This is a genomic window from Nocardioides sp. NPDC057772, assembly GCF_042798075.1.
Taxonomy (GTDB): Bacteria; Actinomycetota; Actinomycetes; order Propionibacteriales; family Nocardioidaceae; genus Nocardioides.
This window is the reverse complement of sequence record NZ_JBHVKN010000217.1, coordinates 1-8292: the sequence shown is the minus strand read 5'-3', so window position 1 is coordinate 8292 and position 8292 is coordinate 1. Positions and strand designations below refer to the sequence as shown.

The following is an 8292-nucleotide window of genomic DNA, read 5'->3' as shown; positions in this document are numbered from 1 at the left end:
GCCCGCAGGGGCTCGACCAGCGGAGCGGTGGATCAGTAGACGGTGACGCCGTAGGCGTTGACCGCCTCACGAACAGGCTGGAAGAAGGTCGTCCCGCCCGTCCGGCAGTTGCCGGAGCCGCCCGAGGTGATGCCGAGAGCCTTCGTGCCGTCGTAGAGGGCACCGCCGGAGTCGCCCGGCTCGGCGCACACATCGGTCTGGATCAGGCCGCTGACCCGGCCCGCCCCTTGGTAGCGGACGGTGACGTCGAGCGCCTGGACAGTGCCGGTGTGGACGCCGGTGGTGGAGCCGTCGCGGGTCACCTTCTGCCCGACGTACGCATCGGCGACCGTGAAGCCGCCGGGATGCGAGAGCGAGGGGTTGTCGTAGCGGACCAGCGCGTAGTCGTTGCCCGGGAAGCTCGAGGAGACCGTCGGGCCGATCAGGGTGGACTGAGCCGAGTTGGCGTACCAGGTCGCAACCTCGTCACCACAGTGACCGGCGGTGATGAAGTAGTAGCTGCTGCCGCTCTGCACGTTGAATCCCAACGAGCAGCGGTAGCCCGAGCCGTAGATCGCGTCGCCGGCGCCGAGCAACGTCGTGAACGTGCCGGCGGTGCGCTTGATCGTGAGGGCGTCGGCGTTGCTGCCGGCGGCCTTGGTGAGCTTGGCGAGGTCTGCCTTCGTGACCGTGGAGTCGGCGGTGACGACCACCTTGCCGGTGGCTTCGTCGGTGTACCAGGCGATGCCGGACACGGCCGACCTGTCGACGGCGGAATGGGCGGCAGCCAGGGCCTTCGGACCGAACTTCTTGTCTGCTGGTGCGGCAGCAGCCGGCATGACGGCAGCGGTGGCTGCCAGGCCGAGACCGGCTACGACTGCGGCCAGACGGGTGCGGGACGTGGTGAAACTCATGTGTTCCTCCTACGAACGACCAGACACCCGCGTGGTTGCGGGCGCCAGGAGTGCCCGACCACCGCGATGTGCCCGAGCACGACCTCCTCGGAGTATGTCGGCGGGTCAGCGGGCCAGCCATGCGGAGAAAGAGAATTTCACCGTCACACCGAAATCATTACCGAACGGGGCGAAGTGGTCTGAACCACTTCGCCCCGTTCAGGCTCACGACACCCCCGATGACGGGGATCGATCAGTAGATGTTGACGTCGTAGGCGCGGATGGCTTCGCGGACGGGCTGGTAGAAGGTGGTCCCGCCCGAGGAGCAGTCGCCGGTGCCGCCGGAGGTGATCCCGAGAGCGGTCGAGCCCGCGTAGAGCGGGCCACCGGAGTCTCCGGACTCGGCACAGATGTCGGCCTGGATCATGCCGCGCACGGTGCCGGAGCCGCGGTAGCGGACCGAGACGTCGAGCGCCTCGACCCGGCCCGAGTGGACGCCGGTGGACGAGCCGTCGCGGGTGACCCGCTGGCCGACCCGGGCGTCGCCGACGGAGTAGCCGCCGGTGTGCGTCAGCGAGGTGTTGGCGTAACGCACCAGCGCGTAGTCGTTGCCCGGGAAGCTGGATTTCACGGTCGGGCCGATCCGGGTGGTCTCGCCCGAGTTGGTGTACCACGTCCCGACGTCCTCGGCGCAGTGACCGGCGGTCAGGAAGTAGTGGGTGCCACCGCTGCGTACGTTGAAGCCGACCGAGCACCGGTAGCCCGAGCCGTAGATGGCATCACCGGGGGCGAGCAGCGGCTTGAACTCGCCCTTCGCGCGCTTGACGGTGATCGCCTCGTCGCGGACCCCGACGGCCTCGGTCAGCCGGCTCAGCGCGGACGCCGGGACGGTGGAGTCGGCGGTCACGACCACCTTGCCGGTGGCCTTGTCGGTGTACCAGGCGATGCCGGACAGCGCGGATCGGTTCACCGCGGAGTCGACGGCGGAGTGGACAGCCGCGAGCGCCCTGGCGCTGAGCTTCTCCTCCGTAGGCGCGGCGACCGCTGGCGTGGTCATGGCGGTGGCCGCCAGACCTAGACCAGCCGCTGCCACGAGCAGACGGTTACGTGACCTGGTGAACCTCATACGTTCCTCCACCGCGATGTGCCCGAACACGACCACAGTGAGTATGTCGTTGCCGACACCCGATCGGCCAGTCGTTGGCAAAAAACTTTCGTAGTTCGACGAAATTTCGTACGCCGCGGGGCAAAGCGGTCCAAACCACCTCACCCCGCGGCGTACGTGTGATCAGTGCCCGATCAGTAGATCGTGGCGCCGTAGACGCTGAGCGCCTCGGTCACCGGCTGGAAGAAGGTCGTACCGCCGGTGGTGCAGTTGCCGGAGCCCCCGGAGGTCAGACCCAGCGCGGTCGAACCGGAGTAGAGCGCGCCGCCGGAGTCACCGGGCTCGGCGCACACGTTGGTCTGGATCAGGCCGCTGACGGTGCCCTCGGCGTACCGGACGCTCGCGTTGACCGCCGTCACGGTGCCGGTGTGGACACCGGTGGTCGAGCCGTCACGGGTGACGCTCTGGCCGACCCGGGCGGTGCCCGCGGTGAAGCCGCCCGTCTTGGAGATGGACGAGTTGTAGCGGACGATGCCGTAGTCGTTGCCCGGGAAGCTGGAGCCCGCGGTCGAGCCGAGCAGCGTGGTGTTGGACGAGTTGGCGTACCACGTCGAGACGGCGTCGGTGCAGTGACCGGCGGTAAGGAAGTAGTCGGCGCCGCTGACCTTGACGTTGAAGCCGAGCGAACAGCGCGAGCCGCCGCCGTAGATGGCGTCGCCCGGGCCGATGAGGGTGGTGAACTTGCCCTTCGTGTGCTTGACGGTCACGGCCTCGTCGCCCTGGCTCGTCTTCTCGGCAGCCGCCTTCTTGACCTCGGCGATCTCGGCCTTGGAGACGGTCTCGTCGACGGTGACGACGACCTTGTTGGTGGCCGGGTCGGTGTACCACGACGAGCCGACAGGGGCGGACTCGGCGACGGCAGACCGGACCGATGCGACCTCGGCCTTGCTGAACTCGGTGTCCGCGGCGGAAGCCGGGACAGCGACAGCGGCGGAGGCCGCGAGACCCACACCCGCGGCGAGCGCGGCGATCGTGCGGGGACGGAAAGTGGTGCGTTCGAACCTCATACGTCTCCTCCTGGGGGAAAGGCCCGCTTGTTGCGGGCTCCGCACCCGAGACCACGGGTTTCGCGGTTTACCGGGAACGGGTAACCGAGTTTCGTGATCTTTCCCTTGCCGCGCACCACATTCGTTTCCCCAAGAATCTGCATTGCAAAGACTGGTTCTTCGGATTCCTGCAGTGCAGCAACACGCGAATTCCGGAGGGTTTTCGGCGACGGGCCCGACGAAGAGGATGGGACCAGCATGGCCAAGTTGTAGGTGCCCGGGTAGCAGGCCGCGTACGGTAGGTATCCATGTTCATCTCGCTGCTCGAGCGGTGAAATCGGACGGGAATTCATCCGTCTTCGAAACCTTCGGCGTGGCGACCGTTGATAGATGGTAGACAAACCCCATGCCGTATCCGCCGCCCCCAGGCTCCCCCGGTTCGGGCGCGCCTGACGAGGAGCCGCAGAACCAGCCTGCCCCGTTCGACTACAACGAGCGCCTGATCGGGCTCTCCGAGGACCTCGGCGGTGACCGGCCCGCGTTCAACGCGCGCAAGGAGCGGGCCGGCCAGGGTGGCCCGCTGCGTCAGGTTCTGACCATCGCCGCCTCGCTCGCCCTCGTGGTCGTGTGCGGTGTGGTCGTCTACACCCTCTTCACCCGCGGCGACGACGCGACGACGACCGCCGGCGTGCCGGCAGCGAGCGACACGTCCTCGGCGAGCACAGCGCCGACCGACTCGGCGAGCCCGGGCGGCGGAAGGACCGACGTCAGCGGCGAGGCCAGCGGCAGGCCCGGCTGGCCCGGCACCAGCTCGCCGGCCGACCCCAGCGACGGGGCCACCCCGCGCTCGACGATCGGCCCCGAACGCCTCTCCAAGGCCGACGTCCCGCGCCCCTGGGAGTTCACCTACGGCGACGTCACGCTGAAGGCCCGCTACCTGGACGGCAAGGACTACGCCGGTTGCAAGGCGACGCTCAAGCAGCCGATCCGCAAGATCGGCTGCGACTACGCCGTCCGGGTCTCCTACAAGGCCCAGCGGAGCAGCCTGCGGATGACCCACTTCATCTACGACTTCAGCACCGTCGAGGCCGCCGGGAAGGCCGCGGGGAAGATCGAGCCGCGACATGTGATCCCGCCGACCGAGGCCTCGCTTCCCGGCTACACCCAGGGCTGGTTCAAGGTGAAGGACTACGGCAAGTACGTCGTCTACACCATGGTCACGGCCAACGACGCCATCACCGAGGCCAAGGGCAAGGAGTACACCTCCTACGGCAACACCGACCTCGGCGCGGAGATCCTCTTCCGGATGTGATCCCGGGGCTCAGGGGGTCGCCTGGTCGGCCGGGGCCGAGGAGGCTCCTGTCGTGGGTGACGGCCCGCTCGAGGTGCTGGCGCTCTCGCTCGGCTGCTCCGATGGCGTCGCACTCGGACCGGTCGAGGTGGACGGGTCGGCGCTCGGCTCCCCCGTCGCGGGCGACTCCGACTCCTGAGGCTCCTCCGCAGAGGGCTCGGTGGTGGTGCTCGCGGACTCCTCCGGCGTCGCGGTGGCACCGCCGGACGGGTCCTTGGCCGGCCCCTCGTCGCGAGCGTCCGAGCCACCGCCGGTCACCCGGGAGATCGTCGTGCCGCCGTCACCGTTGCCCACGATGGAGCTCACGCTGCGTCCGGCCATGAGCTCGAAGACCGTGATCACGGCAACCACGACCACGAACATCGCCAGCGACAGCAGCGAGATCCGCTTCCAGGGCAGTGACTCGAGACGCTCCCGCCACGACGGCGTCGGCTCGGCGGTGATCTCGGTGGCTTCGATGGCGGTCGTCCCGTCCCCCGCGTCCGCCGCGGGCTGCGAAGCACCCTCGTTCCGTACGCCGGCGAGCCCGGCCGACCGCCATCGGGCGAGGGCCTGGACGCTGGTCACCTTCTGGTGTGTCTTGGCGAGCCACTGCGAGTAGAGGTTGGAGCCGATGGTGGCCGCGACGCTGCCGATCGCCGCCCCGACCAGGGTGCCGACGGCACCGAGCGTCGAGAGCAGCAGGGCGGAGGTGACGGCAGCAAGCGCGCCCGCTGTGGTCGAGAGCCAGTCGATGCCGGCCGGTTTCTTCGCTTGGGTTTCGGTGGAGGGCGGATTGTCGCTCATCGACCTCCAGGTTAACTCGCCAACCGACGCTACCGGGGTCAACTTGACGCAGATCACCCTTGACCCAGATCACGCTCCAGAGCCGCCGCGCCGGACATCAGGGTCGCGACGACGCTCGGCAGCGACTCCTTGTCGTAACGGACACTGGGCATGGAGATCGACATCCCGGCGACGACGTCTCCCCCGGCGCCACGCACCGGGACACCCACCGCGACCACGCCGCGCTCGGAGCGGCCGTCGTTGAAGGCGAAGCCGTTGCGGCGTACGCGCTCGAGCTCGGTGCGCAGCGCGTCGAGATCCGGGCGGTCGGCCAGGTGGTCGGCGTACCTCTCCTTGCTGTAGAGCGAGGCGAGCTCATCCTCGGAGATCTGGGCCAGGAGGAGGAGGCCGGCGGTGGTGCGGTGGGCAGGGAAGACCATGCCCTCGCGGGAGCCGACCTTGAGCGACTGCGGCGACTCGACCGAGGCGATGAACCGGCAGGTGTCACCGGCGCGCACGGCGACGTTGGCGGACTCGCCGAGCAGGTCGACCAGGCGCTGCAGGTGCGGCAGCGCCACCTGACGGAGCCGGGAGGCGGTCGAGCGGGAATGGGCGGCCAGCTCCAGCACCGGTCCGGCACGGTAGACCTTGTCCTCGTCCTGGACCGCGAAGTCGCGGTAGACCAGCATCGCGAGCAGCCGGTGAGCGGTGGAACGGGCAACCTCGAGCCGAGCCGCTGCCTCCGAGACCGTCAGGCGACCTTCGAGCTGAAGGATCGCCGCCAGCTTGAGCGCGTGGTCCACGCTGGTGATCGCGTACGGGGGCCGGGTCTTGAGCGGCTTGTCCATCCCACCTCTTCCTGATCACACCAAACCTGGCATCTATCGCCTGATCTCGCAGCAGATTGACCGAGCTAGGCGTTCTTCAGAAAAGAATGATCGATTCTGTCGCGCCTGAAACCCGGCTGACTGTGAGCCTGACCACCAAGCGGCCCGTCCGACGCCGCCCGGACGAGGTTGCCCGAGGATCGCCCCCCCTCACCGACACGATCGTGAAAGGCTGATCGTCATGTCCATCCTCATCGGCACCACCCCCACGCGTACGTTCGACGACTCGCGTCGATGGGTCACCGAAGGCACGGCCCTGCTGACCGGCGCCATCGACGGCCTCGACCTCGCCGACTACGACGGCGACTCGCAGCTGCCCGGCTGGACGCGCAAGCATCTGCTCGGCCACGTCGCCGCCAACGCCGACGCTCTCGGCAACCTGATCTCCTGGGCGGAGACGGGCGTGGAGAAGCGGATGTACGCCTCCACCGAGCAGCGCAACGCCGACATCGAGGCCGCCGCAACGCGTCCGGCCGAAGAGCTCCGCGAGTGGTATCTGCGCGGGGCCCGCGAACTCGACGCGGCCATGGACCGGCTGACCGCGGAGCAGTGGGAGCACGAGGTGATCACCGCGCAGCTCGTCACCCGCAAGGCCAGCGACATCCCCTGGATGCGCGCTCGTGAGGTCTTCATCCACGCCGTCGACCTCGGTGTCGGGATCACCTTCGCCGACCTGCCCGACGACTTCCTCCTCGTCCTCGCCGACGAGATCCGTACGAAGCGGGGGCTCTCCGACGAGGATCTGCGCGGCGTCGCCGGTCCGCTCCCCGAGGTCACCGCCTGGCTCGCCGGTCGGCCGCACGGCCTCGTCGAGGCGCCGGATCTCGGGCCCTGGCTCTGACCCCTCCTGGGATCAGCTCCAGCGGGCGAGCTTGTCCGGGTTGAGGACGATCCAGACGTCGGTGACCCGGCCGCCGGCGACCCGCAGGTTGGCGACGCCTCGGTGAGCGCCGTCCTCGACGAGCGTGAACCCGAGGCCGTCGGCGGTCGCTTCGGTGCGGATCGTCCAGGTCGGCCGCTTGGTGAGCACACCGAGGAGGAACCGGGCGACCTTCTCCGGCCCCTCGATCGGGTTGCGGGCCGCGCTGACCCGGCCGCCGCCGTCGGAGCGCAGTGTGACCGACGGATCCAGCAGCGTCACCAGTCTGCCGAGGTCGCCGCCCGCGGTGGCCGAGACGAAGGCGCGGACGACGTCGTCGTGCTCCGGCAGCGGGGCGACGTCGGCGCGCTGCTCGGCGACCCGGCGTCGCGCGGAGGTGGCGAGCTGACGTACGGCGGCCGGAGAGCGGCCGACCACCCCGGCGATGTCGCCGAACGGGACCGCGAAGATGTCATGGAGCACGAACGCGACCCGCTCGGCCGGGGTCATCGCGTCGAGCACGACGAGCAGCGCGGTGCTCACCGTGTCGTCCAGGGTCGCCCGGTCGGCCGGGTCCTCGGGGTCTGCGAGGAGACCCGGCCGGACCGGCTCGGGCAGCCAGGGCCCGACGTACCGCTCCCGGCGGGCTCGTGCCGACTTGAGTACGTCGAGGCAGACCCTGCTGGTGACACGGCTCAGCCAGCCGGCGGGGTTGTCGATCGCCGCCCGCTCCTCGTCGGTGAGGCGGTACCAGCGCAGGTAGGTCTCTTGGACCGCGTCCTCGGCCTCCTCGAGCGTGCCGAGCAGTCGGTAGGCGAGCGCGATCAGGCGCCGGCGCTCGATCATCACCTCGCCCAGGTCGTCCATGTCAGGCATCGTGGCATCTCCTCCGGGGTTCACCGAGTGTGACGAGCCAGACGACGCGGATGTGAGGTGGCGACCTCACATCTGTCCGCGCCACCTCGTCAACCTGATGAGTGCCCGCGCTGTGGCGGGCCAGACCCGAAGGACCACGATGCTCGCCAACGTCAACGTGACCAAGCTGTTCCCCGCTGCGTACAAGGCCCAGATGGCCGTCGAGGAGGCGGTCGAGGAGGCCATCGCCGTCGCCGGGGTCGACCGGCTCACCGTCGACCTCGTCAAGCTCCGCGCCTCCCAGATCAACGGCTGCGCCTTCTGCCTGCGGATGCACACCCAGGACGCCCTCAAGAACGGGGAGACGACCGATCGCCTCGCCCTCGTCGCGGCCTGGTGGGAGTCGCAGTACTTCACCCCCGAGGAGCAGGCTGCCCTCACCATCGCCGAGCAGATCACCCGCATCGGCGACCTGCACACCGCCGCTCGGCGATGGACGCCTTCTTCATGCGGCGGATCACCGGGGCCGGTGGGTTGCCGCCGAGCGGGCGT

Annotated in this window: 9 protein-coding genes; 3 read left to right on the top strand and 6 right to left on the bottom strand. The window is 69.2% G+C overall.

Translation table 11 applies throughout. The features are described 5' to 3' along the window. Nucleotides 1-32: 32 nt before the first annotated feature. From ACFVJS_RS23955 to ACFVJS_RS23945, 3 genes are all read right to left on the bottom strand, one after another. Complete coding sequence (locus tag ACFVJS_RS23955; protein WP_378885727.1) at nucleotides 33-893, bottom strand: S1 family peptidase; 861 nt, start codon at nucleotides 891-893, stop codon at nucleotides 33-35. A gap of 232 nt (nucleotides 894-1125) precedes the next feature. After that, nucleotides 1126-1929, bottom strand: a complete 804-nt coding sequence (locus ACFVJS_RS23950; RefSeq protein ID WP_378885725.1) for a S1 family peptidase — start codon at nucleotides 1927-1929, stop codon at nucleotides 1126-1128. A 242-nt stretch (nucleotides 1930-2171) separates the two neighbouring features. Then, nucleotides 2172-3044 (bottom strand): S1 family peptidase, encoded by an 873-nt coding sequence (locus ACFVJS_RS23945; RefSeq protein WP_378885723.1) that lies wholly within the window; start codon nucleotides 3042-3044, stop codon nucleotides 2172-2174. Nucleotides 3045-3429: 385 nt separating this feature from the next. Between ACFVJS_RS23945 and ACFVJS_RS23940 the strand changes: the two genes are divergently transcribed. Beyond that, entirely contained in the window at nucleotides 3430-4335 is a 906-nt protein-coding gene (locus tag ACFVJS_RS23940; RefSeq protein WP_378885721.1) for a hypothetical protein, read from the top strand. Nucleotides 4336-4344: 9 nt separating this feature from the next. Here ACFVJS_RS23940 and ACFVJS_RS23935 read toward each other — a convergent pair whose 3' ends face one another. Beyond that, the gene (locus ACFVJS_RS23935; RefSeq protein WP_378885719.1) at nucleotides 4345-5160 is read right to left on the bottom strand and encodes a hypothetical protein; all 816 of its coding nucleotides are present in this window, start codon (nucleotides 5158-5160) and stop codon (nucleotides 4345-4347) included. A gap of 53 nt (nucleotides 5161-5213) precedes the next feature. Beyond that, the gene (locus ACFVJS_RS23930; protein WP_378885717.1) at nucleotides 5214-5987 is read right to left on the bottom strand and encodes an IclR family transcriptional regulator; all 774 of its coding nucleotides are present in this window, start codon (nucleotides 5985-5987) and stop codon (nucleotides 5214-5216) included. A 220-nt stretch (nucleotides 5988-6207) separates the two neighbouring features. Here ACFVJS_RS23930 and ACFVJS_RS23925 point away from each other — a divergent pair, with 220 nt between their 5' ends. After that, on the top strand, nucleotides 6208-6867 hold the full coding sequence (locus tag ACFVJS_RS23925; protein ID WP_378885715.1) for a maleylpyruvate isomerase family mycothiol-dependent enzyme: 660 nt from the start codon (nucleotides 6208-6210) through the stop codon (nucleotides 6865-6867). 12 nt (nucleotides 6868-6879) lie between these two features. Here ACFVJS_RS23925 and sigJ read toward each other — a convergent pair whose 3' ends face one another. Next, entirely contained in the window at nucleotides 6880-7761 is an 882-nt protein-coding gene (gene sigJ, locus ACFVJS_RS23920; RefSeq protein WP_378885713.1) for an RNA polymerase sigma factor SigJ, read from the bottom strand. A 97-nt stretch (nucleotides 7762-7858) separates the two neighbouring features. Here sigJ and ACFVJS_RS23915 point away from each other — a divergent pair. After that, on the top strand, nucleotides 7859-8292 hold a 434-nt coding region (locus ACFVJS_RS23915), incomplete at its 3' end, for a carboxymuconolactone decarboxylase family protein (protein WP_378885711.1).

Coding starts and splice junctions, on each gene's coding strand:
- ACFVJS_RS23950 (WP_378885725.1), bottom strand. CDS start 1,929: ATGACCACGCCAGCGGTCGCCGCGCCTACGGAGGAGAAGCTCAGCGCC.
- ACFVJS_RS23955 (WP_378885727.1), bottom strand. CDS start 893: ATGAGTTTCACCACGTCCCGCACCCGTCTGGCCGCAGTCGTAGCCGGT.
- ACFVJS_RS23935 (WP_378885719.1), bottom strand. CDS start 5,160: ATGAGCGACAATCCGCCCTCCACCGAAACCCAAGCGAAGAAACCGGCC.
- ACFVJS_RS23930 (WP_378885717.1), bottom strand. CDS start 5,987: ATGGACAAGCCGCTCAAGACCCGGCCCCCGTACGCGATCACCAGCGTG.
- sigJ (WP_378885713.1), bottom strand. CDS start 7,761: ATGCCTGACATGGACGACCTGGGCGAGGTGATGATCGAGCGCCGGCGC.
- ACFVJS_RS23940 (WP_378885721.1), top strand. CDS start 3,430: ATGCCGTATCCGCCGCCCCCAGGCTCCCCCGGTTCGGGCGCGCCTGAC.
- ACFVJS_RS23945 (WP_378885723.1), bottom strand. CDS start 3,044: ATGAGGTTCGAACGCACCACTTTCCGTCCCCGCACGATCGCCGCGCTC.
- ACFVJS_RS23925 (WP_378885715.1), top strand. CDS start 6,208: ATGTCCATCCTCATCGGCACCACCCCCACGCGTACGTTCGACGACTCG.